General features: G+C 37.6%; 30 protein-coding genes and 1 riboswitch. Of the genes, 21 read left to right on the top strand and 9 right to left on the bottom strand.

All coding sequences use genetic code 11. The annotated features are described in order from the left end of the window. Nucleotides 1-267 precede the first annotated feature (267 nt). The 17 genes from AC1DTM_RS01855 (at nt 268) to yunB (ending at nt 14,940) form a co-directional block, all read left to right on the top strand. Nucleotides 268-633 carry an arsenate reductase family protein gene (locus AC1DTM_RS01855; protein ID WP_002159990.1) on the top strand — a complete coding sequence of 122 codons (366 nt, stop codon included), beginning with the start codon at nt 268-270 and terminating at the stop codon, nt 631-633. Between the two features lie 41 nt (nt 634-674). Further along, nucleotides 675-1,058 carry a glycine cleavage system protein GcvH gene (gene gcvH, locus AC1DTM_RS01850; RefSeq protein WP_000026895.1) on the top strand — a complete coding sequence of 128 codons (384 nt, stop codon included), beginning with the start codon at nt 675-677 and terminating at the stop codon, nt 1,056-1,058. A gap of 335 nt (nt 1,059-1,393) precedes the next feature. Beyond that, nucleotides 1,394-1,738, top strand: coding sequence for a toprim domain-containing protein (locus AC1DTM_RS01845; protein ID WP_002159991.1), 345 nt, complete (start codon nt 1,394-1,396; stop codon nt 1,736-1,738). Between the two features lie 3 nt (nt 1,739-1,741). Continuing rightward, nucleotides 1,742-2,050, top strand: a complete 309-nt coding sequence (locus tag AC1DTM_RS01840; RefSeq protein ID WP_087945836.1) for a thioredoxin family protein — start codon at nt 1,742-1,744, stop codon at nt 2,048-2,050. 152 nt (nt 2,051-2,202) lie between these two features. Then, nucleotides 2,203-2,547 carry a hypothetical protein gene (locus AC1DTM_RS01835; protein WP_002068015.1) on the top strand — a complete coding sequence of 115 codons (345 nt, stop codon included), beginning with the start codon at nt 2,203-2,205 and terminating at the stop codon, nt 2,545-2,547. Nucleotides 2,548-2,672: 125 nt separating this feature from the next. Further along, nucleotides 2,673-2,780: riboswitch (SAM riboswitch) on the top strand. 310 nt (nt 2,781-3,090) lie between these two features. Continuing rightward, a complete protein-coding gene (locus AC1DTM_RS01830; RefSeq protein WP_061673671.1) occupies nt 3,091-4,116 on the top strand; it encodes a methionine ABC transporter ATP-binding protein in 1,026 nt (341 codons plus the stop codon). Next, nucleotides 4,109-4,774 (top strand): methionine ABC transporter permease, encoded by a 666-nt coding sequence (locus tag AC1DTM_RS01825; RefSeq protein ID WP_071748142.1) that lies wholly within the window; start codon nt 4,109-4,111, stop codon nt 4,772-4,774. Before AC1DTM_RS01830 ends, AC1DTM_RS01825 begins: the two co-directional genes overlap by 8 nt. Nucleotides 4,775-4,797: 23 nt before the next feature. Further along, nucleotides 4,798-5,610 (top strand): methionine ABC transporter substrate-binding lipoprotein MetQ, encoded by an 813-nt coding sequence (gene metQ / locus AC1DTM_RS01820; RefSeq protein ID WP_088079621.1) that lies wholly within the window; start codon nt 4,798-4,800, stop codon nt 5,608-5,610. Between the two features lie 74 nt (nt 5,611-5,684). Further along, the gene (gene metQ / locus AC1DTM_RS01815; RefSeq protein ID WP_078179387.1) at nt 5,685-6,491 is read left to right on the top strand and encodes a methionine ABC transporter substrate-binding lipoprotein MetQ; all 807 of its coding nucleotides are present in this window, start codon (nt 5,685-5,687) and stop codon (nt 6,489-6,491) included. Between the two features lie 237 nt (nt 6,492-6,728). Beyond that, on the top strand, nt 6,729-7,514 hold the full coding sequence (gene sufC, locus AC1DTM_RS01810; RefSeq protein WP_002112662.1) for a Fe-S cluster assembly ATPase SufC: 786 nt from the start codon (nt 6,729-6,731) through the stop codon (nt 7,512-7,514). Between the two features lie 15 nt (nt 7,515-7,529). Further along, nucleotides 7,530-8,822: a Fe-S cluster assembly protein SufD gene (gene sufD / locus AC1DTM_RS01805; protein ID WP_002034577.1), complete on the top strand. Its 1,293-nt coding sequence runs from the start codon at nt 7,530-7,532 to the stop codon at nt 8,820-8,822. Next, entirely contained in the window at nt 8,822-10,042 is a 1,221-nt protein-coding gene (sufS, locus tag AC1DTM_RS01800; RefSeq protein ID WP_002015930.1) for a cysteine desulfurase SufS, read from the top strand. Before sufD ends, sufS begins: the two co-directional genes overlap by 1 nt. Further along, nucleotides 10,032-10,463 (top strand): Fe-S cluster assembly sulfur transfer protein SufU, encoded by a 432-nt coding sequence (sufU, locus tag AC1DTM_RS01795; protein ID WP_002089369.1) that lies wholly within the window; start codon nt 10,032-10,034, stop codon nt 10,461-10,463. Before sufS ends, sufU begins: the two co-directional genes overlap by 11 nt. Before the next feature lie 48 nt (nt 10,464-10,511). After that, nucleotides 10,512-11,909, top strand: a complete 1,398-nt coding sequence (sufB, locus tag AC1DTM_RS01790) for a Fe-S cluster assembly protein SufB (RefSeq protein WP_002015928.1) — start codon at nt 10,512-10,514, stop codon at nt 11,907-11,909. 472 nt (nt 11,910-12,381) lie between these two features. Further along, on the top strand, nt 12,382-13,797 hold the full coding sequence (locus AC1DTM_RS01785) for a 5'-nucleotidase C-terminal domain-containing protein (protein WP_206775165.1): 1,416 nt from the start codon (nt 12,382-12,384) through the stop codon (nt 13,795-13,797). Between the two features lie 65 nt (nt 13,798-13,862). Next, complete coding sequence (locus tag AC1DTM_RS01780; RefSeq protein WP_002112658.1) at nt 13,863-14,165, top strand: YunC family protein; 303 nt, start codon at nt 13,863-13,865, stop codon at nt 14,163-14,165. Nucleotides 14,166-14,220: 55 nt separating this feature from the next. Beyond that, a complete protein-coding gene (gene yunB / locus AC1DTM_RS01775) occupies nt 14,221-14,940 on the top strand; it encodes a sporulation protein YunB (RefSeq protein ID WP_477000017.1) in 720 nt (239 codons plus the stop codon). A 19-nt stretch (nt 14,941-14,959) separates the two neighbouring features. Here the strand turns inward: yunB and AC1DTM_RS01770 are convergent, their stop codons facing one another. Next, complete coding sequence (locus AC1DTM_RS01770) at nt 14,960-15,943, bottom strand: M23 family metallopeptidase (protein ID WP_215598022.1); 984 nt, start codon at nt 15,941-15,943, stop codon at nt 14,960-14,962. A 189-nt stretch (nt 15,944-16,132) separates the two neighbouring features. On the opposite strand from AC1DTM_RS01770, the gene lipA reads away from it, so the two are divergent. Continuing rightward, nucleotides 16,133-17,029: a lipoyl synthase gene (gene lipA, locus AC1DTM_RS01765; protein WP_477000016.1), complete on the top strand. Its 897-nt coding sequence runs from the start codon at nt 16,133-16,135 to the stop codon at nt 17,027-17,029. Nucleotides 17,030-17,048: 19 nt separating this feature from the next. Here the strand turns inward: lipA and AC1DTM_RS01760 are convergent, their stop codons facing one another. Then, a complete protein-coding gene (locus tag AC1DTM_RS01760; RefSeq protein ID WP_078173451.1) occupies nt 17,049-17,528 on the bottom strand; it encodes a YbaK/EbsC family protein in 480 nt (159 codons plus the stop codon). 74 nt (nt 17,529-17,602) lie between these two features. Next, nucleotides 17,603-18,157 carry a histidine phosphatase family protein gene (locus AC1DTM_RS01755; protein ID WP_016106532.1) on the bottom strand — a complete coding sequence of 185 codons (555 nt, stop codon included), beginning with the start codon at nt 18,155-18,157 and terminating at the stop codon, nt 17,603-17,605. A gap of 134 nt (nt 18,158-18,291) precedes the next feature. Here AC1DTM_RS01755 and AC1DTM_RS01750 point away from each other — a divergent pair, with 134 nt between their 5' ends. Next, nucleotides 18,292-18,735, top strand: a complete 444-nt coding sequence (locus AC1DTM_RS01750; protein WP_215569397.1) for a hypothetical protein — start codon at nt 18,292-18,294, stop codon at nt 18,733-18,735. Between the two features lie 25 nt (nt 18,736-18,760). Here the strand turns inward: AC1DTM_RS01750 and AC1DTM_RS01745 are convergent, their stop codons facing one another. Beyond that, nucleotides 18,761-19,576 (bottom strand): YhfC family intramembrane metalloprotease, encoded by an 816-nt coding sequence (locus tag AC1DTM_RS01745; protein WP_477000015.1) that lies wholly within the window; start codon nt 19,574-19,576, stop codon nt 18,761-18,763. Nucleotides 19,577-19,684: 108 nt separating this feature from the next. On the opposite strand from AC1DTM_RS01745, the gene AC1DTM_RS01740 reads away from it, so the two are divergent. Next, nucleotides 19,685-20,416, top strand: a complete 732-nt coding sequence (locus AC1DTM_RS01740; RefSeq protein ID WP_215569395.1) for a MerR family transcriptional regulator — start codon at nt 19,685-19,687, stop codon at nt 20,414-20,416. Nucleotides 20,417-20,444: 28 nt separating this feature from the next. Here the strand turns inward: AC1DTM_RS01740 and AC1DTM_RS01735 are convergent, their stop codons facing one another. Continuing rightward, nucleotides 20,445-21,023: a YhcN/YlaJ family sporulation lipoprotein gene (locus tag AC1DTM_RS01735; RefSeq protein ID WP_002112644.1), complete on the bottom strand. Its 579-nt coding sequence runs from the start codon at nt 21,021-21,023 to the stop codon at nt 20,445-20,447. 118 nt (nt 21,024-21,141) lie between these two features. Between AC1DTM_RS01735 and AC1DTM_RS01730 the strand changes: the two genes are divergently transcribed. Further along, on the top strand, nt 21,142-21,444 hold the full coding sequence (locus tag AC1DTM_RS01730; RefSeq protein ID WP_002015914.1) for a YutD family protein: 303 nt from the start codon (nt 21,142-21,144) through the stop codon (nt 21,442-21,444). A 10-nt stretch (nt 21,445-21,454) separates the two neighbouring features. Here AC1DTM_RS01730 and AC1DTM_RS01725 read toward each other — a convergent pair whose 3' ends face one another. From AC1DTM_RS01725 to glpX, 4 genes are all read right to left on the bottom strand, one after another. Further along, complete coding sequence (locus tag AC1DTM_RS01725) at nt 21,455-21,976, bottom strand: GNAT family N-acetyltransferase (RefSeq protein WP_078179379.1); 522 nt, start codon at nt 21,974-21,976, stop codon at nt 21,455-21,457. Nucleotides 21,977-21,987: 11 nt separating this feature from the next. Then, the gene (locus AC1DTM_RS01720; protein WP_477000014.1) at nt 21,988-22,485 is read right to left on the bottom strand and encodes a cytoplasmic protein; all 498 of its coding nucleotides are present in this window, start codon (nt 22,483-22,485) and stop codon (nt 21,988-21,990) included. 372 nt (nt 22,486-22,857) lie between these two features. Continuing rightward, nucleotides 22,858-23,124 (bottom strand): DUF3055 domain-containing protein, encoded by a 267-nt coding sequence (locus AC1DTM_RS01715; protein ID WP_002112635.1) that lies wholly within the window; start codon nt 23,122-23,124, stop codon nt 22,858-22,860. A gap of 16 nt (nt 23,125-23,140) precedes the next feature. Then, nucleotides 23,141-24,112, bottom strand: coding sequence for a class II fructose-bisphosphatase (gene glpX / locus AC1DTM_RS01710; protein ID WP_002015911.1), 972 nt, complete (start codon nt 24,110-24,112; stop codon nt 23,141-23,143). Nucleotides 24,113-24,287 lie beyond the last annotated feature (175 nt).

Below are 24,287 nucleotides of genomic sequence, written 5' to 3'. Positions count from 1 at the left end.
AATCTACGTATTCCAAAGGCTGAGGTAGAAAAATATGAAATTAATCAAACGTTTGTTTAAGATATATGTTCGGCGTGGGATGAGAAAAAAGTTTTAAAAAAATTATATATTTATTTTTTCTTAATAAATGGCGGAAAAATAAGAAAAATTAGCAGGATTATTAAAAATTATCACGAAATAAGTAAAAGTTTAGCGAATAATCGTTTGAAATAATAAAATGTTTTCTATATKATAAAGGTAAAGGTTAGTAAAAAAGTAGGTGAATTTATGACAGTAACATTTTATTCATATCCAAAGTGTGGCACATGTCAAAAAGCAAAGAAATGGTTTGAGGCAAACGATGTAGCATATGAGATGATTCATATTGTTGAAAATCCACCGTCAAAAGAAGATTTACGTAATTTACATGAGAAAAGTGAATTACCATTAAAAAAATTCTTTAATACAAGTGGAATGCGTTACCGCGAACTTGGTTTAAAAGATAAGTTAAAGGATGCAAGCGAAGACGAAATGTACGAGCTTTTAGCATCTGATGGCATGTTAATTAAACGTCCAATTGTAACAGATGGAACGAGTGTAACACTTGGTTTTAACGAAGAGCAGTTTGAAAGTGCGTGGAAAAAATACCAATAAGGTATTTTTACATAATTAATACATTCACTGGAGGTACAGTCATGAGCATTCCAAATAATTTACGTTACTCTGAAGAACACGAATGGGTAAAAACAGAAGGTAATGCGGTTGTTATCGGTATTACTCATTTTGCACAAGGTGAGTTAGGCGATATCGTATTCGTTGAACTTCCTGAAGTAGGTGCAACAATCCAAGCTGACGAGCCATTCGGAAGCGTAGAATCTGTTAAAACAGTTTCTGAATTATACGCACCTGTAAGTGGTAAAGTTGTAGCAGTAAACGAAGAATTAAGTGACCAACCAGAACTAGTTAACGAATCTCCATACGAGGGTGCATGGATGGTTAAAGTTGAACTTTCTGATGCAAGCCAAGTTGAGAAGTTATTAACTGCAGAAAAATATGCAGAAATGACAAACCAAGACTAATTATAGTCGAAGAAAAAGGACAGCCTTTGTGCTGTCCTTTTTTATGTTGTGTACATAATGAATTTAAAAACATATATATTAATTATTATATAGGAGAACGTTTTTGAAAAAACTTTTTTCRTTGTCTAGCTCCAGCGGCTAGAACAGTCGGTCATTTYACGCCTTCACTTGAGGCAAAAAGCGCCTCCAGTTCAGGAGTTCCAATGCCCTCCTGTTCTGAACGAGCCGCTTGCGCTTTTCTTTTGCAAAAATAAACAGGAAACAACATGAAAATAACGAATATACTATATACTAAGTTAAAGGTTGTATAGTATATGGTGATCGGGTGATGACATATGATTTATGTGGAAAAAGTCATTATTGTAGAAGGTAAATCGGATAGAAGAAAGATTGAATCTATTATTCGTGAACCAGTGGAAATTGTTTGTACAAATGGTACAATTGGTTTGTCGAAAATGGATGAGCTCATTGATCAACTTTTTGATAAGGACGTATATGTGCTAGTGGATGCTGATGATGCAGGAGAAAAGTTAAGGAAACAATTCCGAAAAGAATTTCCGCAAGCAGAGCATATTTATATTGATCGCTCGTATCGCGAGGTGGCGACTGCACCTTCTTCACATTTAGCAAATGTATTATGGGGAGCTGACATTGACGTTTATACAGAATATTTACGGTAAGGAATGATAGAAGTGATTGATTGGACAGGTGCCGAAGCTACAGACCTAATAGGAAATGAAGAAAAAACAGTGTTATATGTGTATACACCAATGTGTGGAACATGCCAGTTAGCAAAGAAGATGTTAACGGTCGTCGAGATGACGATTGAAGATTTGAAAATTGGGATGTTAGATTTAAATTATGCCCCGCATTTAGCGAAAGAGTATGGGATAGAAAGTGTACCGTGTTTACTTGTTTTTGAAAATGGGACACTGATGAAGAAAATATATGCATTTCATTCGGTTGAATATTTATATACGGAATTAAAGTAGGCGGCAAAGTTTTTGCCGCCTCGACATATTTCTTGGGAAATATGTCGACATGCGTGATAGATACAGTATTTGTCGAGCGAAAGTAACAGGATTGCTCTTTAATAAGAGGGAATGGTATGTAATAGAAAGTGATATGAGGGATGTGGTTTAGGATGAAATTATATTCTTTGCTTCAATCATTTGTAAATTACGCTAATGGTCAATATCATTTAGAACCGCTTTTAAGGCAAGGAGAAAGAACTGTTAATTTTCGTTTTGGAGATGAATGCTGTTCGTTACAAATTTCAAGAGATTATATAGAACTTTTGAAAGAGGCGAGAGGAACGGAACAAATCGTTTGTTTAGAGGAAGAGGATGTACAAAAATTAGTGACTGGAAATATGAGGTTGCAAACGTTAATGAGTGATGGACGGGTACAATATTCTGGAACGTATCGAACGATGTTATTAGTTGAATCGATGTTTCATATATGTAAACCGATGTCAGTCGGGGCTTAAAATTCTGAAGTTTCTTTTTTTGCGAAAATTTCTGTTGACACGGCGTGTGGATATTGATACAATTCAATTCATAAAATATAGACAATTTCATAAATTTTAAATCAGACGAAAATTTAATCTGATTTCTCTTATTAAGAGAGGTGGAGGGACTGTGCCCTGTGAAGCCCGGCAACCGTCAACTTATGTTGAAATGGTGCCAATTCCTGCAAAGCAAATGCTTTGAGAGATGAGAGAGAGGGATAATGTTGTTATATACGCATATAAACCTTTCTGCTTCTCTAGAAGCGGAAAGGTTTTTTGTCGTTTGAATGCGGAGGACATTCAAATAATAAGAGGAGCTATAACGATGGACTACACGCATCAAAAATAAAAAAATGCGGAGTCTATCCAAAGTTTTTATGAAATCTAGCTCCAGCGGCTAGAATGTTCGATGGCTTCGCTTCTTCCTATGAGGCAAAAAGCGCCTCTACGTCAGAAGCTCCATCCACTTTACATTCTAAACGAGCCGCTTACGCTTTTTAAACAAAAAAGGGGTGATACACCATGATTCTATTAGAGAATGTAAAGAAAATATATAAGGCAAAAAGCGGTGATGTCACTGCTGTAGATAACGCCAACTTACAAATAGAGAAAGGCGAAATATTTGGTGTTATCGGATATAGTGGTGCTGGGAAAAGTTCGTTAATCAGATTATTTAATCAGTTAGAGAAACCAACTTCTGGCCAAATTACAATTGCGAATCGTGTGATTTCAGCGATTACTGGAAATGAACTTCGTAAGGCAAGACAAGAAATCGGAATGATTTTTCAGCATTTCAACTTACTTTGGTCACGAACTGTGCGTGAAAATATCGCATTCCCACTTGAAATTGCAGGTGTCGATAAGGCAGAGAGAAGAAAACGTGTCGATGAGTTAATTCATCTTGTTGGATTAGAGGGAAGAGGAGACGCGTACCCATCTCAGCTAAGTGGTGGACAAAAGCAGCGCGTCGGGATTGCAAGAGCGTTAGCTAACAATCCACAAGTACTTTTATGTGATGAAGCAACGTCAGCTCTTGATCCGGAAACGACAGATCAAATTTTAGATTTATTATTAGATATTAATAAGCGTCTCGGCTTAACAATTGTATTGATTACGCATGAGATGCACGTTATTCGCAAAATTTGTAATCGAGTTGCTGTAATGGAGAAAGGGAAAATCGTAGAAACGGGTCCAGTACTTGACGTATTCCGTAATCCACAGCAAGATATTACGAAACGATTTGTACAGCAGTTAACTGATTCTGAAGATACAAATGAAACGATTGAAAGCTTAATTGAAAAATATCCAGATGGAAAAGTAATTCGTTTGCAGTTTGTCGGTGAAGCAGTAGAAAGACCGGTACTTCAAAGGTTAATGCAGCGCGGTGATATAGAAGTTAGCATTTTGCAAGGAAATATCGCACAAACGAATAACGGCTCTTACGGAAGTTTAGTCGTTCATTTAAATGGTGAAGAAACAGCGATCCAGCAAGCAATAGAAGGGATTCATCAAGATCAAGTAGAGCTGGAGGTGATTGCACATGGATAAGTTAATTGCAAATGTTGATTGGAATCAAATGTTAGAAGCAACTGGTGAAACGTTATATATGACGGCAATCGCAGCGCTTGCCACATTTGTTTTAGGACTTATTTTAGGACTATTACTCTTTATGACAGCGAAAGATAATTTATGGGAAAATAAAGCGATTAATACGGTGATTGGAGCGTTCGTAAACATTTTTCGTTCTATACCGTTCATCATTTTAATTATTTTATTAATTCCATTCACAAAGATTCTTCTTGGAACAATTCTCGGAGCGAGTGCAGCGCTGCCAGCTTTAATTATTGGAGCGGCACCATTTTACGCGAGAATGGTTGAAATCGCACTTCGTGAAATTGATAAAGGTGTAATTGAGGCTTCAAAAGCAATGGGAGCAAAAACAAGCACAATCATTTTGAAAGTATTAATTCCAGAATCGTTACCAGCGTTAGTATCGGGTATTACGGTAACGACAATTGCTTTAGTAGGCTATACGGCAATGGCAGGTGTTGTTGGTGCTGGTGGCCTTGGAACACTTGCTTATTTAGAAGGGTTCCAGCGAGGAAATAACGATGTAACAATCGTTGCGACAATTTGTGTATTACTAGTTGTATTTTTCATTCAGTGGATTGGTGATAGTTTAACGACTCGAATAGATAAAAGATAATGAAAAACGGGAGGGTATTTCAAATGAAAAAATTATTACTTACAGCACTTATTACAACTTCAATTTTTGGTCTAGCTGCTTGTGGTGGGAAAGATAAAGATGAAAAGAAACTAGTTGTTGGTGCTTCTAACGTACCTCATGCGGTTATTTTAGAAAAGGCAAAGCCATTACTTGAGAAAAAAGGAATTGAGTTAGAAATTAAAAAATTCCAGGACTACGTGTTACCGAATAAAGCGTTAGCGGATAAAGAATTAGATGCAAACTACTTCCAGCACATTCCGTATTTAGAAAAAGAAATTAAAGATAAAAAATATGATTTTGAAATAGCGGGGAAAATTCATTTAGAACCAATTGGCGTGTACTCTCAAAAATATAAAAGCTTAAAAGAACTTCCAGACGGGGCGACAATTCTTATGAGTAATTCTGTTGCTGATCATGGACGTGGTTTAGCAATTTTACAAAAAGAAGGAGTTTTAAAAATTAAAGACGGAGTAGATCCAGTTAAAGCGACTCCTAAAGATATTGCAGATAATCCGAAAAACTTAAAGTTCAAAACGGATATCGAGCCTGGTTTATTACCACAAGTGTATAACAATAAAGAAGGCGATGCGGTTCTAATTAATTCTAACTATGCAATTGATGCGAAATTAAACCCAGAAAAAGACGCGATTGCAATTGAAGGAAATGATTCTCCATACGCAAACGTAGTAGCTGTTCGTAAAGGTGATAAAGATAAAAAAGAGATTAAAGCTCTTATAGAAGTGCTGCATTCTAAAGAAATTGAAGATTTTATTAATAAAGAATATAAAGGGGCAGTTGTTCCTGTAAAAGAATAATCGTTTGAAGAAGGGCTGGTGTATGCCGGCTCTTTTTTCTAACTACATAACTATAGGGGAGAAGGGGACATCATATGAAAAAGATTATACTGTCAGTTGTTACAGCGCTGTCTGTATTTACATTAGCTGCTTGCGGGGGGAAAGAGGAAAATAAGCTTGTTGTCGGAGCTTCTAACGTGCCGCACGCTGTTATTTTAGAGAAGGCACAGCCGATATTAGAGAAAAAGGGTATTAAATTAGAGATTAAAAAATTCCAGGATTATGTGTTACCGAATAAAGCGTTAGCGGATAAAGAAATTGATGCGAACTACTTCCAACACATTCCGTATTTAGATAAAGAAATTCAAGAAAAAGGATATAAAATTGTAAACGCAGGAAAAATTCATTTAGAGCCAATGGGCATTTATTCTAAGAAATATAAAAGCTTAAAAGATCTTCCAGATGGAGGAACGGTTATTATGAGTAATAACGTTGCAGAGCGCGGACGTATGTTAGCACTATTGCAAAAAGGCGGCGTTATTAAATTAAAAGACGGTGTTGATATCGTTAAAGCAACAGTGAAAGATGTTGTAGAAAACCCGAAAAATTTAAAGTTTAAAACAGATGTAGAACCTGGGCTTTCACCGAAGCTGTACGAAAACAATGAAGGTGATGCTTTATTTATTAATTCAAACTACGCAATTGATGCGAAATTAAATCCAACAAAGGATGCAATCGCAATTGAAGGATCAGACTCTCCTTACGCAAATATTATCGCAGTTCGTAAAGGTGACGAGAAGAAAAAAGAAATTAAAGAGCTAGTAGAAGTGCTACATTCAAAAGAAATTCAAGATTTTATTAACAAAGAATATAAAGGTGCTGTACTTCCTGTGAACGAATAGGTGCTGGAAAGGGCTGGGAATAACCCAGTCCTTTTTTCTTTATATATATAAGAAGAAAGGTGTATCATAAGAGGATGTAAAGGAAATACTTATATACATTTGTGAAAAAATTGTTACATTTTCTTAGTGTTTGCGATATCATTTTATTTGCTATAAGATTAGAATGAGAATAAAATGAGAATATGAACGTTTTAGTAATTTTTAAAATGTATATAGAGGATTAATGGAGGTATTGAGATGGCTGGTTCTACATTAACGGTTAAAGACTTACACGTATCAATCGACGGTAAAGAAATTTTAAAAGGTGTAAACCTTGAAGTAAAAGGTGGAGAAATCCACGCAATTATGGGACCTAACGGAACAGGTAAATCAACTTTATCTTCTGCGATTATGGGTCACCCAAAGTATGAAGTAACAGAAGGTAGCATCATCATCGACGGTGAAGATGTATTAGAAATGGAAGTAGACGAGCGCGCACAAGCAGGTCTATTCTTAGCAATGCAATATCCAAGTGAAATTAGCGGAGTAACAAACGCTGACTTCTTACGTTCTGCAATTAATGCACGTCGTGAAGAAGGCGAAGAAATTTCTCTTATGAAATTTATCCGTACATTAGATAAAAACATGGAATTCCTAGAAATGGATCCAGAAATGGCACAACGTTACTTAAACGAAGGTTTCTCTGGCGGTGAGAAAAAACGTAATGAGATTCTTCAATTAATGATGATCGAGCCAAAAATTGCAATCTTAGATGAAATCGACTCAGGTCTTGATATCGATGCATTAAAAGTTGTATCTAAAGGTATTAACCAAATGCGCGGCGAAGATTTCGGTTGCCTAATGATTACGCATTACCAACGTTTATTAAACTACATCACTCCAGACTTCGTTCACGTTATGATGAACGGTCGTATCGTTAAATCTGGTGGCCCTGAGCTTGCACAACGTCTAGAAGCTGAAGGTTATGACTGGATTAAAAAAGAATTAGGTATTGAAGACGAAACAGCAGAGCAAGAAGCGTAAGAGAGGAGCATAAACATGACAATCGGTACATTACCTTTCGATCAAGAAACAATCCGTCAGCGCGCAAGCGAAGTAAACGAAGCTGCTTGGTTGACTGAGTTCCGCTTACAAGCTCTTGCACAAGCAACTGAACTTCCAATGCCAACGCCTGATAAAACGAAAATTGAAAAATGGGACTTTATCGGAAAAGGCGACGCTGCTAAGCAAGAGCCTGTAAGTTCTTTAACAGAGCTTCCAGAAGCAGTGAAAAACTTAATCGATGAAAATAACAGCGTATTAGTGCAACGTACTGGTACAACTGCGTTCGTTTCTTTAGCAGACGAAGCGAAAGAAAAAGGTGTTATTTTTACAGACATCGTAACAGCTGCAACAGAGCATGCTGAACTAGTACAAAAGTATTTAATGAAAGACGGCGTGAAAGTAGACGAGCATCGTCTAACTGCACTTCATGCTGCATTAATCAACGGCGGTGCATTCGTATATGTTCCGAAAAACGTTGTTCTTGAAACTCCACTTCAAGCTGTATTCTTAGTAGACGGCGAAGAAGCTAACGTATATAACCACGTATTATTCGTAGCTGATGCGAACAGTACTGCAACATATGTAGAAAACTACGTTGCAAATGAAAATGCTAAAGGTATTGCAAATATCGTAGCAGAAGTAATCGTGGAACAAGGCGCACAAGTGAAATTCGGTGCGGTTGATCTATTAGCAAAAGACGTAACAACTTACGTTAACCGCCGCGGAATTGTTGGACGCGACGGCCGCATTGATTGGGCTCTAGGCCTTATGAATGACGGAAATACAATCTCAGAGAACGTTACGAACTTAATGGGCGACGGATCATATGCTGATACAAAAACAGTAACAATTGGTCGTGGTAACCAAACACAAAACTTTACAACTAAAGTTGTTCACTTCGGTAAACACTCTGAAGGTTGGATTTTAAAACACGGTGTACAAAAAGATAGTGCAACATCTATCTTTAACGGAATTGGTAAGATTGAACACGGTGCATCTAAATCAAATGCACAACAATCTTCTCGCGTTCTTATGTTAGATGAGAACGCTCGCGGTGATGCAAACCCAATTCTTTTAATCGATGAAGATGATGTAATGGCAGGTCACGCAGCTTCAGTAGGCCGCGTAGATCCATACCAATTATACTACTTGATGAGCCGTGGTATTCCAAAACGCGAAGCAGAACGTTTAGTCATCCATGGATTCTTAGCACCTGTAGTAAATGAGCTTCCAATTGAAGGAGTAAAGGCACAGCTTGTTGAGGTAATTGAAAGGAAAGTTCGCTAATGAATATTCATGAAATACGCAAACAGTTTCCAATTCTTGATCAAAAAGTGAACGGCAAACAACTTGTATATTTCGATAGTGCAGCAACTTCTCAAAAACCAATTCAAGTCATTGAAACGTTAGAACGTTACTATAAAGAATATAATTCTAACGTGCATCGCGGTGTTCATACGCTCGGTACGAAAGCTACCGACGCGTATGAAGGTGCACGTGAGAAAGTTCGCAAGTTTATTAATGCGAAATCAATGGAAGAGATTATTTTCACGCGCGGAACGACAACTGCATTAAATACAGTAGCAGCTAGTTATGGTCTTGATAATGTAAAAGAAGGCGATGAAATCGTCATCTCTTACATGGAGCACCATAGTAACATCATTCCGTGGCAACAAGTTGCGAAGAAAACTGGTGCAACTTTAAAATACCTTCCGCTTCAACTAGACGGTACAATTTCTTTAGAAGATGTTCGTCAAACAGTTACACCGAATACAAAAATCGTTTCTATCATGCACGTTTCTAACGTACTTGGAACGATTAACCCTGTAAAAGAAATCGGAGCAATCGCACATGAAAACGGTGCAATCATGATCGTTGATGGAGCACAAAGTGCACCTCATATGAAAGTGGATGTACAAGATTTAAACTGTGATTTCTACGCATTATCTGCTCATAAGATGTGCGGACCAACAGGTGTCGGCGTATTATATGGTAAGAAAGAATTGCTAAACAATATGGAACCAATTGAATTTGGTGGTGAAATGATTGATTTCGTAGACTTACAAGAGTCTACTTGGAAAGAGCTTCCGTGGAAGTTCGAAGCAGGTACACCGATTATCGGTAATGCAATCGGACTTGGTGCGGCAATTGATTTCCTAGAAGAAATCGGTCTTCATAATATTGAAAAGCATGAACATGAATTAGCGCAATACGCTTTAGAGAGACTATCAGAAGTAGATGGCGTTACAATTTATGGTCCAAAGCATCGCGCTGGTCTAGTTACATTTAATATTGAAGACGTACATCCTCACGATGTAGCAACTGTATTAGATGTAGAAGGCATTGCGGTTCGCGCAGGACATCACTGTGCACAACCGCTTATGAAGTGGTTAAAAGCTTCTTCTACAGCACGTGCGAGCTTCTATTTATATAATACAAAAGAAGAAATTGATACATTTGTTGAATCACTAATCAAGACAAAGGAGTATTTCACAAATGTCATTTAATAATTTAGATACGTTATATCGTCAAGTTATTATGGATCATTATAAAAATCCTCGTAACCATGGCGTGTTAGAAGATAGTGTTACCGTTAACTTGAACAATCCAACTTGCGGCGATCGTATTCAACTTACGATGAAAGTAGAAGAGGGTATTGTACAAGAAGCGAAGTTTGAAGGCGAAGGATGTTCAATTTCAATGTCTTCAGCTTCAATGATGACACAAGCAGTAAAAGGAAAGAAAATTGAAGAGGCTCTTAAGCTTTCTAAAATTTTCTCTGACATGATGCTAGGAAAAGAGTATGATGACAGCATTGATTTAGGAGATATTGAAGCATTACAAGGCGTATGCAAGTTCCCGGCACGTATTAAATGTGCAACATTAGCGTGGAAAGCGTTAGAAAAGGGCTTAAACGAAGATAAGTAATGTTAAAGGTTCCTAAAAACGAGGTTATATAAGGAGGGACACACCAACATGGCGAAGCAACTGCCAGATATCGGCGATTATAAATATGGTTTCAAGGATAAAGACGTTTCGATTTTCCGTGCTGGACGCGGTTTAACAAAAGAGATCGTTGAAGAGATTTCACGTATGAAAGAAGAACCACAGTGGATGTTAGACTTCCGTTTAAAATCACTGGATAAGTTCTATGAAATGCCAATGCCACAATGGGGCGGCGACTTAAACGACTTAGATTTCGATGAAATTACGTACTACGTAAAACCATCTGAGAAATCTGAGAAGTCTTGGGATGAAGTACCTGAGGAAATTAAAGCGACATTTGATAAATTAGGTATTCCTGAAGCTGAGCAAAAATATTTAGCTGGTGTATCTGCACAGTACGAATCTGAAGTTGTATACCACAACATGAAAGAAGACCTAGAAGATCTAGGAGTTGTCTTCAAAGATACAGATAGCGCATTAAAAGAGAACGAAGATATTTTCCGTGAGCATTTCGGAAAAGTAATCCCACCAACAGACAACAAATTCTCTGCATTAAACTCTGCAGTTTGGTCTGGTGGATCATTCATCTACGTTCCAAAAGGTATTAAAGTTGATACACCACTTCAAGCGTATTTCCGTATTAACTCTGAAAATATGGGACAATTCGAGCGTACGCTTATCATCGTAGACGAAGGCGCACACGTACACTACGTAGAAGGTTGTACAGCACCTGTTTACACGACTAACTCACTTCATAGTGCGGTAGTAGAAATCATCATTAAAAAAGATGCATATTGCCGTTATACAACAATCCAAAACTGGGCGAATAACGTATACAACCTAGTTACAAAACGTGCGGTTTGTGAAGAAAACGCAACGATGGAATGGATTGACGGTAACATCGGATCTAAATTAACGATGAAATACCCAGCAGTTATCTTAAAAGGCGAAGGCGCTCGTGGTTTAACATTATCTATCGCGATTGCTGGTAAAGGCCAACACCAAGATGCTGGTGCGAAAATGATTCACTTAGCACCAAACACGTCTTCAACAATCGTTTCTAAATCGATTGCGAAGCATGGTGGTAAAGTAACTTACCGTGGTATCGTACAATTCGGACCAAAAGCGAAAAACTCTCGCTCTAACATCGAGTGTGACACGTTAATCATGGATAACCAATCTACATCTGATACAATTCCTTACAACGAAATCAAAAACGATTACGTTTCACTTGAGCACGAAGCGAAAGTATCTAAAGTATCAGAAGAACAATTATTCTATCTAATGAGCCGCGGTATTTCTGAGCAAGAAGCTACAGAAATGATCGTAATGGGCTTCATCGAGCCATTCACTCGCGAACTTCCAATGGAATACGCAGTTGAAATGAACCGTCTAATCAAGTTTGAGATGGAAGGTTCTATTGGTTAATATGTAGAATGAAGGAAGCGCCCTGCATGCAGGGCGCTTTTTTGTGTTGGGTAAGCTGGTCTGGTTGGGAAGGGATACCCAGGTGGGTGTTCGGTAAAATATATCAGCGATTTTTCAAATATATCGACCACAACTTGGAATATATCAGCGATTATTCCAATATATCGACGTTTCGACAAGGAATATCGACTTATCAACAAATTACGACATAGCAGAGAGGGCTGTATACCCCGTATCTATACATAAAGCGACCGATTAGAAGTAAGTGAGGCTAAGATACTGACAAACCCAGCAAAGAATCCACACACTAGAAAAAGTAAAATAAAGTTTTCCATAATAAAAGGACAATCTTTTGCTTTTTCTTATAATGCGAGTACAATGTAGAATAGCAAGAAAAGACGAAAAGTATTTACAGGATTATTGCGTACGTGTAGCGTAAATGGCAGTAAGGAACTGAGAGGAGGTTTTTTCTCTGAATATAAATAAAGAAACGATCATCCACCTTTATCATACAAACGATATACATAGTCATTTTGAAAATTGGCCGCAAATTTCTCGGTTTGTACTAGGGGAGAAAAAGAGAAGACAGGAAGCGGGAGAGACTGTTTTAACTGTGGATATTGGCGATCATGTGGATCGTTTTCATAGTATTTCGGAAGCGACAAATGGACTTGGGAATACGAAGCTTTTAAATGAGGCGTTATATGATTATGTAACGATCGGAAATAATGAAGGAATTACATTGGCGAAAGAGCATTTGAATCGTCTATATGATGATGCTGGGTTTGAGGTGCTCGTAGCGAATTTATTTGAAAAAGAAGGTGTACGTCCGGCGTGGGCGCGGCCTTATAAATTACATACAACGACAGATGGGATTACGATTGCTTTTATTGGATTAACGGTAGCTTATCCAGAGTTTTATGAAATGCTCGATTGGCATATCGAAGATCCAATCATCCATTTAGAATCTATTTTAGAAGAAGTTAAGGATACAGCTCATATTACGGTTGTACTTTCTCATCTTGGAAAAAGTATGGACGAGTATATGGCTGAGCATTATGATATAGATGTTATTTTAGGGGCACATACGCATCATTTATTTGAGCGTGGCGTTCTTGTGGATAATACTTTGCTTTGCTGTTGTGAAAAGTGGGGACATTACGTTGGACATGTTCAGCTTACTGTGGATAAAGAGACGAAGAGACTGGTGAAAAAAGACGGTAGAGCGATTAAGACAGAACGGTTAGGTGCTTATAGCGAGCCGTTATCCACAATTGAAATGCTAAAGGAAGAAAGTAAACAGATAATGGCTGAGCCTGTCGTTCATTTAAAAGAGTCATTGCCGGTTGATTGGTTTAAGGAGACGACGTTTTCTCATATGTTGGCAAGTGCGCTTAAAGAGTGGTGTAATGCGGATGTTGGGATGGTGAATGCTGGTGTACTTCTTGATGGATTAAATGAAGGTGTTGTGACGCGCGGAGATATTCATCGAATTTGTCCACATCCAATTAATCCATGTCTGTTAAAAGTACCAGGGAAAACGTTAAGAGAAGTTATTTTGAAAGCGCGCCGCCCGAATATGGAGAATCTTGAGGTGAAAGGATTCGGATTTCGCGGAAAAGTAATGGGGAAAATGATTTACGATGGGCTGGAAGTGATTCCAGATACGATTCCAGGGAATAAAATTTTACTAGAAGATGTATTGATTAACGGCGAATCGCTGGAATTAGACCGTATATATACGGTAGGAACGATTGATATGTTTACATTCGGATACTTATACCCAGAGCTATCCACACTTTCTGACAAACAATATTATATGCCGGAATTACTTAGAGATGTACTAACAGACATGTTGATAACTTATACATCTTCAGTCAAACTATAGGCTAGTTAACTTGTAACACTCATTTTTCTCTTGTCATAAAGATAAGAAAGAGAGGAGTGTGAACTATGGTTAATGTAGAGCCAATTATAATTGATAACTATACGTTCATTGCTGTTAGCGTAAAACTTCCGAAGACAAATTTGCTAGCTGTAATGAGCGATAAAGGATATATTATGTGCGGTGCTCTAGATGTAGGTCTTTTAAATGAGAAGTTAGGCGATCGAGGAATTATTGCTGGCCGTGCGGTTGGTGTAAGAACGATTGAACAACTTCTTGAAGCACCGCTGGAATCAGTAACGATTGAAGCCGAAGCTTTAGGCATTCCGGTAGGCACAATCGGAAAAGATGCACTATTAAAAATGAGATAAGCATATATCGTCCCTCCTTCTTGCATAGAAATAATATAAGAAGGAGGGTTTTCTTATGAGCATATTTCGTTCGAAAAATTCGCGGTTTCGAAGGGGACCGATTTCCTTTCGGTATATACTGCTTATTTCGTTTATTATTTTTATCGTAATGGTAGTTCAAGGTTTATGGATTGTGGATAAAAGTATTCAGCCAACGTTAATTAAGTATGGGGAAACAGAGACGCATAAAATGGCAACAGCAGTTATGACGAAAGCGGTAAAAGACCGAATTAATGAAGGGTTTGATGTAGATTCATTAATGAAAGTACAAACGGATAAGAACGGGAAAGTATCTACAATTGATTTAAATACGAAACAAGTAAATGAAATATTAACATCGACTACTGCATACATAGAGAAATATTTACAACAAGTAGAAAAAGGGGATACGAAAGCACTTGGTATTTTTGAAGAGAATGGGGTATCTATGTCAGTTCCTTTTGGGCGCATAACTGATAATGCGCTTCTTGGTAATATAGGACCAGATATTCCGATTAATTTTACGCCAATTGGTCATGTGAATACAGATATTAAACAGCTAGTTGAGCCGCAAGGAATTAATAATACGGCGATCAAAATTATTATGGAAGTGGAAGTGACGTTACAAGTTATGATGCCGTTACGCACGAAAGAAATTAAGGTGAAGCAAAACATTCCGATTGCGACGCGCATCGTTCAAGGTGAAGTACCTACTTATTACGGAAGTGGCGGAGTTGTTGTACCAGATAAAAAATAACCGTAGCAATTCGCTACGGTTATCGTTTTGTATTTGCTCGTTCTTTTCGTTCCCAAAGGCTTAAATGCATGTATGGATCGAAAGCCCATTCGGTATAGCCATTGTCTTTATACATGCCGAAATGTAAGTGAGGCGGGAACTTTCCAGCTGTACCAGGAGGACCATAACCAGTACTACCGACAAATCCGATTACTTTTCCTGGTTCGACAATTTGTCCGAGCTGTATTTCTTTAGAGAACCCGCCTAAATGAGCGTAATAGTGGTAATTATTACGAAGGTCACGAATACCAATGCGCCATCCACCAAGACGATTCCATCCTTTTGTTTCAATAATGCCATAGCAAGTAGACCTTACTGGTACGCCATATCCAGCAAAAATATCGGTTCCTTCATGAACTCTCCTGCCGCCAAAACTTCTACCAGCACCAAAAGTACTACGATAGCTATGGTCACTGCGAATCGGGAGGGGGAAAGCATTTCCTTCTAAATTAATGCGTCCATAATGTTTATAAATTCGGGCGTATTCTGTAATCAATTCAACTGTTTTTGCACGTCTATAATATTCCCAAAGCATAATGTTAATACGTTCTTCTGACGTTCCTTGTTTCTTTAAAATAGTTGCTGCTGTATACAGAAGATCACGATCGTTATTTGCATTTGCAAATCCATCTTTGTCACCATCTAAACCCATTCCGCCAAATAGAGAAATTGTATGGGGGAGAGTATCATTACTATTAGCGGGTCCAGCCCATATTTCAGGTTTGAAATAAAGGGAAATGATGGCATCTGGTTTTTTCGGAATATCCTTTCTTACGCTCCGTATGTTTCTTTCGTATTGATCCATTGCAGCTAAGTAATACCACGGAATACTTGAAGATTGCTCAGTTTCTTTATATAGTGCCATGCGCTTTTCATATATGCTTTGCTGATTATCTTCACCGTAAGCGATGTTTTGGTGGAGAAGAAAGCAAATCGAAAGCAAAAGAGAAATTTTTCGAAGCATGAAATAGACTCCTTTCACAACATCACTCTTTTTAGTGTGGGATATACGGAGTATTTCATTATAGGGAACGATTGGAAAAAATCTTAGAATCTTCATTTGAGCAAATCGCTTTCATACGTTAGAATAGATATGTTACATTGAAAGAAGCGAACACGGTAAACTATTTCATATTGTGCGGAGTTGATAACCATGACAAAACAAACAGAGTATAAGCGCAAGCCCGAATGGTTGAAAATTAAGTTAAACACGAATGAAAACTATACAGGCTTAAAGAAAATGATGCGTTCTAAAAATCTTCATACAGTTTGTGAAGAGGCGAAATGTCCGAATATTCATGAATGCTGGGCTGTAAGGAAAACAGCAACATTTATGATCTTAGGTGCGGTTTGTACACGTGCTTGTCGTTTTTGTGCGGTTAAAACAGGCTTGCCAACTGAGCTTGATTTACAAGAGCCAGAACGCGTAGCGGATTCTGTAGTACAAATGGGCTTAAAGCACGTTGTTATAACAGCGGTTGCACGTGATGATTTAAAAGACGGCGGAGCAGCTGTTTTTGCTGAAACAGTACGTGCTGTACGTCGTAAAAACCCATTCACATCTATCGAAGTATTACCATCTGATATGGCTGGGGTAGAAGAAAACTTAAAAATGTTAATGGATGCAAAACCAGATATTTTGAACCATAACATTGAAACAGTACGTCKATTATCTAACCGAGTTCGCGCTAGAGCAAAGTATGACCGTTCATTAGAGTTTTTACGTCGAGCAAAAGAAATGCAGCCTGATATTCCAACTAAATCGAGCATTATGGTGGGCTTAGGTGAAACAAGAGAAGATTTAATTGAAGCAATGGATGACTTACGTGCAAACAATGTGGATATTTTAACTCTTGGACAATACCTACAACCATCTAAGAAGCATTTACCAGTTCTTAAATATTACCCACCAGCAGAATTTGCAGAGCTTAAAGAAATTGCACTTAGCAAAGGATTTAGCCACTGTGAAGCTGGCCCACTTGTACGTTCTTCTTATCATGCGGACGAGCAAGTACGTTCTGCGAAAGAAAAAGTAGCAGAAGCGAAATAATGAAAAAGGAGAGCTAATATTAGCTCTCCTTTTTCTTATACTCTAAAACAGTATTTTGACACGTTGATAAAATTCTTTTTAATTCTTCTGTGGATAATTCAATTGTAAATTCAGGTACACCAGGTGTGATTAAAACTTTCTTGTAAGTATAAATCGAACTGTCCACAATAATCGTTACATCTTGTGAATAACCGAAAGGAGCTACACATCCTGGTATGCAACCAGTCTCTTCTCTTAGCTCATCAGGAGAACAGAGAGATAAGCTTTCTCCTGTTATTTCTTTCATCTCTCCTCGGTTGAGGCGAGTTCCCTCTAACGTAAAGAATACGTAATACGCCCCGGCTTTTGATTTTAAAAATAGGCTTTTACTTGGAGTGCCTTGTAAGCCGAGCCTTTCACGAACGATGCGATCAGTCTCATAGTCAAGTACTGGTTCGTGTTCAAATTTTTCATAAGAAGCATTTGTTTTATGTAGTAAAGAAAGTACGTCTTCGTACATATTGAATGATACCCCTCTCTATTGTTAGTACAGTCTCTTCTCGCGGTGTCAACTGAATGTATTGGAAAGGGATATTACTTGGATGGCGCTTCCCATAATCGTTTTATGATAGATTGTTCATCAAGTGTAATTTCATAAATATCAGGATTCGTTAAAGTTTTCCATTCGTCAAAGCCAATAGTATGATCAAAGTGCTTTAAAATTAATGTGAGTAAGTTGCCGTGTGTAACGAGTAATGTTGTGTCATGCTCTAGTGTTAAAACTTCCTGAATAAGTGAGGTGGCGCGATCCATCGCTTGTTTTGTTGACTCTCCGCCCGAAAAGGCAATATCTATATTGGTAAAAGTGTATTCTAGTTTTTGAAGCCAATCATCCATTGAAACAGTGCTTAATATGCGTTCTGCTAACCGTTCATCTTCTTGAATAGATAAATTAGCTTGGAGGGCATATGGCCGAATAGAATCGATAGCTCGGACAAATGGGCTTGAAATAATATGATCTATTTGTAGATGATTTTCCATGAGGAATGTAGCAACGGTGTTTGATTGGTCTCTTCCTATGTTTGTTAATTCGGCATTACGCTCTTGTCCAGTTGCTGAACAATGCCTGATTACAATAATTTTCTTCATATTTCATCCCCATCTTTCAAGTTGACGATATATACTTCGACAAATGTGGAAAAAATTCCTTTTTCTTGGAAAGGGCATAGTGATCTAAGTCTGTGGAAAAGTAATGTGGATAAATCAAAATTTGAGGTGCAATTATGAAAAAAATGATATGTATCGTATTCAGTGTTTGTTTTCTCATACAATTGTCCACAGCATATGCACAATCCAATCAAGAATTAGAATATCCGAGCAATCAAAATAAATCGTTTGTGAATGAAGATCTATTTTATGAACAGTTAGATAAGAAGGTTTATAAGGAATACAAAAATGCAACATATAGCGTTCGTAAAAAAATCTTATTTAAAGAAGTACAAGATGCAGAATTTACCTTCCGACAAAAAACAGCTGTCGGCTGTCGAAGTAGAGTGGTGCTTCAAGATTCGTTTATTCATCCTGATCGCCAAGTTTATTTTTTTGGATCCTTTTCTCAAGATGAAGTAGAGGAGTTGCATAAATATATAGTTATAGATGCAGAAACAAAGAAGGAACTTCGAGGTGGCCGAAGTTATCACTGTTACGAAAATCCACATAAAAAATAAACCACCAATTTTGGTGGTTTATTTTTTACTCTGCTGTACTCACTAATTTCTCTTTCATTTTACGAATAAGAATGAAACCACCAATCGCGAAGAGAAGAGTAATTCCTTCTGCGACAAAGATGTTAATCATTTTTGTTTGGTAAAGTGCTGCGAAAAAGTCTACAAGTGCGTGGAATAGTATAGCGTATACGAGGAAAATGTATTTCTTTTGTTTTACCGCGTATACGACAAGCAGTGTGAAGGCAATTTGCAGTACTAATGCCATAATTCTTTCTAGGCTACCAAGTAAGTAAAAATAGGCAGGTTGCTCTATTAACAAGTCCTTGATATGGCTCAACTGTGGGTATTGTTCAACCATTTGAGCGAAGCTACCATTGTTAATAGATGTTGCAAAGGTAAGAGTTTGAAGCCCAGCGAATCCGCCGACTAAAATCGATTCAATACCGCCGTGTCCAATTCCGTACGCAAGACCGTCCTTATAATCTCGATATTTTTTCAGTAAGTAGTAAAAGGCAACGAAACGACCTAGTTCTTCAAAAATACCAGCAGTCAACCCACCATATATTGCGAAAATAAAGGGGTTTTCTAAAATTGGACCTATTGTTGGATTACCACGCATGAATAATTGGAATGGTGTTTCAAGAATTTGGGTAAACCCGATAAAGATAAGGACACCAACGCCAACTATTTTCAAATTAATATTATATTTCTTACGGAAATAAACGAGTACAATAATTGGGACCAGAACCGAAACAACGAGTTGAATTATGATACTGGAAATTACAGTATTTGAAACCATACTTTCACCGCTTTCTAATGTATGTACATATATATTATGCATGAAATGTAGGAGAATGTGGAGAGATGAATCTTTCAAATACAAAATGAAATTTTTATTGACTCTAACGTTGCGTCATACTTTATCGTATGTATTAAGGGGGAGATACGCATGACAATGAGGGTAAAAGAAGTAGCTGATTTAGTTGGAATTAGTGTGCGCACACTGCATCATTACGATGAAATTGGGTTGTTAACCCCAGATGAGACGACAGAGTCTGGATATCGTCTGTATTCCAATGAAAATTTAGAAACGTTGCAGCAAATTTTATTTTTTAAAGAGCTTGGCTTCCCTTTAAAGAAGATTAAGGAGATTATCATGAGTCCTTCATTCGACCGTGAAGAGGCATTACAGCTTCATAAGAAAATGCTTCTTGAAAAGCGGGCTAGATTGGATAAAGTGATAGCGACGATTAATAAAACAATTCAGCATACAAAAGGAGAGATTGAGATGACGAATAAAGAGAAATTTGAAGGATTTGATTTTAGTCATAATCCGTATGAAGAAGAAGCACGTGAACGATGGGGAGATGAGGCTGTAGATAAAGCGAATAAAACAGCGAAGGGTATGTCTACAGAGAAACAGGAGGAGTTTAATACTATTTACAGAAAGCTAGCAACACTTCGAAATGGAGCACCGGATTCTAAAGAGGCGCAAGAAGCAATCGGGGTATGGTACGATTACTTGCAAAACTTCGGTGAATATTCATTAGAGGCCTTTAAGGGACTCGGTCAAATGTATGTTGCTGATGAGCGCTTTACGAAAAATATTGATAAGTTTGGCGGGGGATTAGCGCAGTTTATGTGTGATGCGATGGAGGTTTATGCGAATCGTAAGAAATAGTAAAAAGGTGGATGTTTTCTCCACCTTTTTATTTTTTTATCATATTATTTAAAGTTTGATCCCCCGTATTATTCAAATGAGGATTTTTGCTCATTTCACGTTTTAACATATCAAGACTTTGTTCATATTCTTTATCGTTTAAGCTACCAGATTGGAGACCTTGAATTTGAGAAATCAACTTTTGGTTTGTTGATACATATGCTTTATAATAGCGAGGGACGATGGACAAAGCTGTTTTATATACTTGATCTGTTACGAGTTTCGGATCCGTTGTGTTTGCACGGTATACAACGAACACTTCGTCGTCGGTAACGAGTGTAGCGGCATTGGTGACGTCAGGAAGTTTGACTGTCATGCTCGTAATCATTTCGGCGACTTTCTCACGGTTAATAGCGCCTACTTGCTTGTTAGATACTTCATGCTTCTGTTTAGAAGAATAACCGACTCTCGTGAGTCTTGTATTTGTGTTTTCCGTATGATACATGTCGTTTTTGTTGGAAACAAGAACACGACTTCCTTCTTCACGCTCCATTTCGGCTTTATTAGTTGATTGGCAGCCTGCAAATAAGGAAAGAGTGAGAAGAGAGAGGATAATTTGCTTTTTCACGATGTATCACCTCCTTCTCCATAGCATGCACTAATTTTCAATTTTTTGTATTTGAAATTGTTGGTTGTTATGCTTTGTGATACGATAAAAAGAAGAATGCTTAGAGAGGAAGTTCATAATGGAGCAAAAGCAAGAGATTCATACTACGGTGAGCGTTAATAATGTTCAGTACGAAGTAATTAAAAACTTTCGTGACGGTTTTAGTGAAGAAGCACTTAAAGAGCGCTATGCAGAAATTTTAAATAAATATGATTATATCGTTGGAGACTGGGGTTATGAACAACTTAGATTGCGTGGATTCTTTGATGATAGTAATCAACGTTCGACATATGATACGAAAATTAGTACTTTATCGGAGTATTTATACGAGTACTGTAACTTCGGTTGTGCACACTTTGTATTACGAAAAGTGAAGAAATAAAAAAATCTTCTTACGATTGTAAGAGGATTTTTTCATAGCAGTTATACCAATTATGAGGAGGCTGTTTACTTTTGAAATAAACAGCACCTCGGCAAATATAATTGTTTTTTTCATATAGGCCTAATGAAACGGGATTACCTGTAAAACAATCTAGGCGTATTCCTTTGTAGCTCATCTGCCTTGCTTCGCTTTCCCAAAAGGATAATAGTACTTTACTATATCCTTTGCCTTGCGCGAGCGGATGGATGACAAAAGAGTGGACGATAAGAAAGTGTCCTTCTGTTTCTGACCAGTCAATTAATTTGTATTCTGGAGAAGGTGCTTCGTTTAAGACGACGGCACCGACAAGTACTTGATCTTGGAATAGACAATACAATTCGGCCTGTTCTAGATGATAGGAAATGTGTTCTCGCGTCGGATAAGAATCATCCCATTGGTAAATTTGGTTCTGTAAGAGTAATTCTTTGCATGCTGTATACATTACATCTAAGTCATTCAATAAATCAATCGTACCTTTTTTCACCTTTAACATGCGAGTCCTCCTTACAAACAAATTGAAATGTAATCACCTTCAGAAAGAGTTTTGTTTGGTTTCATTTGTTGTCCGTTCAATTGGATATGCCCATTTTTAATTTTATCCACAATGATAGTGCGGCTCCAATCTGAAATATATGTGGATAACACTTTATCAATCCTGTGGGAACCAAAAACGATGTCTAATACGATCGTTATTTCGGCTATACCACTTTCTTTGTATTGTGTAATGGAAATGGTAGTACTTGTTTCAGCCTGTTCTGGCTCAGTAATATCGACCGTTTCAACATGATCAGTAAATGATTTATAAATATGAAGTTTTTGATTCCACGTATGATCTTTCGGACATTTATAAATTGCAAATCGATATATGTTCTTTCCGTTTGTGTTATGCCTGCGAATGCTCGTGTCGGTAAAAAGGGTAGTACGCCTGCAATTTTTACAATACTTTTCGATTGTTGCTAGTTCGTTTTCATATAAACTCCAAGAAAGTTTTACTTTCTGCATTTTCCTTCACCTCTTATATATTGGTAAAGAAACGTAATACAGCTATTTGGATGTCTTGTAGTATGAAGACATGAGAAGTAGACAAAAATAAAAGGAGATTCCCCCAAGAGGAACCTCCGTAAACATCATACTACAGATGCGTTACGTTCCTTCGTAATGGGAATGGGCAGACTACTCCCTTGAAAAAGCACGGTGCTTTTTTGAGAGTAATGCTATCCAATTGCTGGTCCATTACAAAGTAAATGTTGGCATACGTAGATAACGTCCTTTCTATCCAAATAGATTTGTTCATAAGTATAACATGGAAGATTGAAAATTCAAAACTCTTATAATGAAAAAACACCAGCTATTTTAGCTGGTGCACCAGATAAATTATATAAGTTCAAATAAAAATGAGCGTAATTCTTCTGCATTTTCTTCAGACATCGAAAATGCATGCTCTAAGTAGCCTGGTTCGTTTAAATCGTCAGGACCGATGATAGCAAATTTGTTGCTCTGCATATCAAGGACTATCGTTTTACCGTAATGACGATCGGAGTATAGAAGCGCTAAATCATGACGCTCATTTTCCCCCAGAAAGCTAACGAAACGAGTTTTTGTAGCGACAGTATCGTCGTACAGAAAGAAACGTTCTTCCATACACATGGCTCCTTTATTAAATATCTAAGTTTAAGTGTGGTTTATGGTCTAAATGGTGGTGTGTTTTAATAAATCGTACCGTTCTTGTTTTGTAACGCATAACGATAGAATATGTTTCAGCTAAATCGCCACCTAGGAATTTCACGCCGTCTAATAACTCACCAGCAGATACACCTGTTGCTGAGAAGATTGCGTCATCACCAGATACTAAGTCATCTAACATAAGAAGTTGACGAGGATCTTCTAATCCCATTTCACGACAACGAGCTTCTTCTTCTTCGTTCATTGGAACTAAGCGAGCTTGCATTTCACCTTCAAGGCATTTTAATGCTGCTGCAGAAATAACGCCTTCTGGAGCTCCGCCTACACCTACGAATAAGTCGATACCTGTTCCAGGTAAAGCTGTAGCGATTGATGCACCAACATCTCCATCACCAAATAATTTTACGCGTGCACCTTTTGCACGAACACGGTCAATAATATCTTGATGACGTTCACGTTCTTGGATGATAACCGTTAGGTCACGAATTTTTTTATTGTTTGCTTCTGCTACAATATCAATTGTTTTTTCAATTGGATCATCTAAGCTAATTTTACCAGCTGCTTTTGGACCAACCGCGATTTTTTCCATGTACATATCCGGAGCATGAAGAAGGTTTCCTTTATCTGCGATTGCGATAACTGCCATTGCATTTGCAAGGCCTTTCGCAACGATGTTTGTACCTTCTAACGGGTCAACGGCGATATCTACTTCTGGACCGTTACCTGTTCCTAGTTCTTCACCAATATACAACATCGGTGCTTCATCAAGTTCTCCTTCACCGATTACAACTGTACCTGCCATGTTTACTGAATCGAACATATCACGCATAGCTGTAGTTGCTGCATCATCTGCTTCGTTTTTCTTTCCGCGGCCCATCCACTGTGCGGATGCTAAGGCTGCTGCTTCTGTTACACGGACAATTTCTAGTGCGAGTTCACGTTCCAAGGTTGCATTCCTCCAATTTCAAAAATCATACAAATATAACTATAACAAATAACGAGGAAAAGGTGAATTCGAAAAATTGTCGATTTTTTCAGAAGAAAGCGTTACAATTAAAATGTAAATGCTTTAATTTCCAGGAAAGCGTTACAATTAAAATGTAAATGCTTTAATTTCCAGG

The sequence above is a fragment of the Bacillus sp. P4_D3 genome (assembly GCF_056401855.1).
Note: the sequence above shows the minus strand (reverse complement) of the source record. Positions and strands in the feature narration are given on the sequence as shown.

What these genes read in the sequence shown, in the direction of transcription:
- AC1DTM_RS01855 (WP_002159990.1), top strand. Translation starts at nt 268, where the DNA reads ATGACAGTAACATTTTATTCATATCCAAAGTGTGGCACATGTCAAAAA.
- gcvH (WP_000026895.1), top strand. Translation starts at nt 675, where the DNA reads ATGAGCATTCCAAATAATTTACGTTACTCTGAAGAACACGAATGGGTA.
- AC1DTM_RS01845 (WP_002159991.1), top strand. Translation starts at nt 1,394, where the DNA reads ATGATTTATGTGGAAAAAGTCATTATTGTAGAAGGTAAATCGGATAGA.
- AC1DTM_RS01840 (WP_087945836.1), top strand. Translation starts at nt 1,742, where the DNA reads ATGATAGAAGTGATTGATTGGACAGGTGCCGAAGCTACAGACCTAATA.
- AC1DTM_RS01835 (WP_002068015.1), top strand. Translation starts at nt 2,203, where the DNA reads ATGAAATTATATTCTTTGCTTCAATCATTTGTAAATTACGCTAATGGT.
- AC1DTM_RS01830 (WP_061673671.1), top strand. Translation starts at nt 3,091, where the DNA reads ATGATTCTATTAGAGAATGTAAAGAAAATATATAAGGCAAAAAGCGGT.
- AC1DTM_RS01825 (WP_071748142.1), top strand. Translation starts at nt 4,109, where the DNA reads ATGGATAAGTTAATTGCAAATGTTGATTGGAATCAAATGTTAGAAGCA.
- metQ (WP_088079621.1), top strand. Translation starts at nt 4,798, where the DNA reads ATGAAAAAATTATTACTTACAGCACTTATTACAACTTCAATTTTTGGT.
- metQ (WP_078179387.1), top strand. Translation starts at nt 5,685, where the DNA reads ATGAAAAAGATTATACTGTCAGTTGTTACAGCGCTGTCTGTATTTACA.
- sufC (WP_002112662.1), top strand. Translation starts at nt 6,729, where the DNA reads ATGGCTGGTTCTACATTAACGGTTAAAGACTTACACGTATCAATCGAC.
- sufD (WP_002034577.1), top strand. Translation starts at nt 7,530, where the DNA reads ATGACAATCGGTACATTACCTTTCGATCAAGAAACAATCCGTCAGCGC.
- sufS (WP_002015930.1), top strand. Translation starts at nt 8,822, where the DNA reads ATGAATATTCATGAAATACGCAAACAGTTTCCAATTCTTGATCAAAAA.
- sufU (WP_002089369.1), top strand. Translation starts at nt 10,032, where the DNA reads ATGTCATTTAATAATTTAGATACGTTATATCGTCAAGTTATTATGGAT.
- sufB (WP_002015928.1), top strand. Translation starts at nt 10,512, where the DNA reads ATGGCGAAGCAACTGCCAGATATCGGCGATTATAAATATGGTTTCAAG.
- AC1DTM_RS01780 (WP_002112658.1), top strand. Translation starts at nt 13,863, where the DNA reads ATGGTTAATGTAGAGCCAATTATAATTGATAACTATACGTTCATTGCT.
- yunB (WP_477000017.1), top strand. Translation starts at nt 14,221, where the DNA reads ATGAGCATATTTCGTTCGAAAAATTCGCGGTTTCGAAGGGGACCGATT.
- AC1DTM_RS01770 (WP_215598022.1), bottom strand. Translation starts at nt 15,943, where the DNA reads ATGCTTCGAAAAATTTCTCTTTTGCTTTCGATTTGCTTTCTTCTCCAC.
- AC1DTM_RS01760 (WP_078173451.1), bottom strand. Translation starts at nt 17,528, where the DNA reads ATGTACGAAGACGTACTTTCTTTACTACATAAAACAAATGCTTCTTAT.
- AC1DTM_RS01755 (WP_016106532.1), bottom strand. Translation starts at nt 18,157, where the DNA reads ATGAAGAAAATTATTGTAATCAGGCATTGTTCAGCAACTGGACAAGAG.
- AC1DTM_RS01750 (WP_215569397.1), top strand. Translation starts at nt 18,292, where the DNA reads ATGAAAAAAATGATATGTATCGTATTCAGTGTTTGTTTTCTCATACAA.
- AC1DTM_RS01745 (WP_477000015.1), bottom strand. Translation starts at nt 19,576, where the DNA reads ATGCATAATATATATGTACATACATTAGAAAGCGGTGAAAGTATGGTT.
- AC1DTM_RS01740 (WP_215569395.1), top strand. Translation starts at nt 19,685, where the DNA reads ATGACAATGAGGGTAAAAGAAGTAGCTGATTTAGTTGGAATTAGTGTG.
- AC1DTM_RS01730 (WP_002015914.1), top strand. Translation starts at nt 21,142, where the DNA reads ATGGAGCAAAAGCAAGAGATTCATACTACGGTGAGCGTTAATAATGTT.
- AC1DTM_RS01725 (WP_078179379.1), bottom strand. Translation starts at nt 21,976, where the DNA reads ATGTTAAAGGTGAAAAAAGGTACGATTGATTTATTGAATGACTTAGAT.
- AC1DTM_RS01720 (WP_477000014.1), bottom strand. Translation starts at nt 22,485, where the DNA reads ATGCAGAAAGTAAAACTTTCTTGGAGTTTATATGAAAACGAACTAGCA.
- AC1DTM_RS01715 (WP_002112635.1), bottom strand. Translation starts at nt 23,124, where the DNA reads ATGGAAGAACGTTTCTTTCTGTACGACGATACTGTCGCTACAAAAACT.